Below are 256 nucleotides of genomic sequence, written 5' to 3'. Positions count from 1 at the left end.
ATGCGGAAGTAGTTCAGTGGTAGAACATCACCTTGCCATGGTGGGGGTCGCGGGTTCGAATCCCGTCTTCCGCTTAGCATCAAGCGATGCTTAATTGAATAGATGCACCCATAGCGCAACTGGATAGAGTGTCTGACTACGAATCAGAAGGTTGTAGGTTCAAGTCCTACTGGGTGCATTGGAGGATTAGCTCAGCTGGGAGAGCATCTGCCTTACAAGCAGAGGGTCACAGGTTCGAGCCCTGTATCCTCCATCT

At 51.2% G+C, this 256-nt stretch carries 3 tRNA genes; all 3 read left to right on the top strand.

Annotated features, from left to right (window positions below):
• The first annotated feature begins 2 nt into the window (after nucleotides 1-2).
• Nucleotides 3-74 (top strand) — tRNA-Gly (locus tag ACLUXO_RS10415).
• A gap of 30 nt (nucleotides 75-104) precedes the next feature.
• Nucleotides 105-178 (top strand) — tRNA-Arg (locus ACLUXO_RS10410).
• Nucleotides 179-180: 2 nt separating this feature from the next.
• Nucleotides 181-253 (top strand) — tRNA-Val (locus tag ACLUXO_RS10405).
• The last annotated feature ends 3 nt before the right edge of the window (nucleotides 254-256 follow it).

Origin of the sequence: Lactobacillus delbrueckii subsp. bulgaricus (assembly GCF_046938665.1) — a bacterium.
GTDB lineage: Bacteria > Bacillota > Bacilli > Lactobacillales > Lactobacillaceae > Lactobacillus > Lactobacillus delbrueckii_C.
Note: the sequence above shows the minus strand (reverse complement) of the source record. Positions and strands in the feature narration are given on the sequence as shown.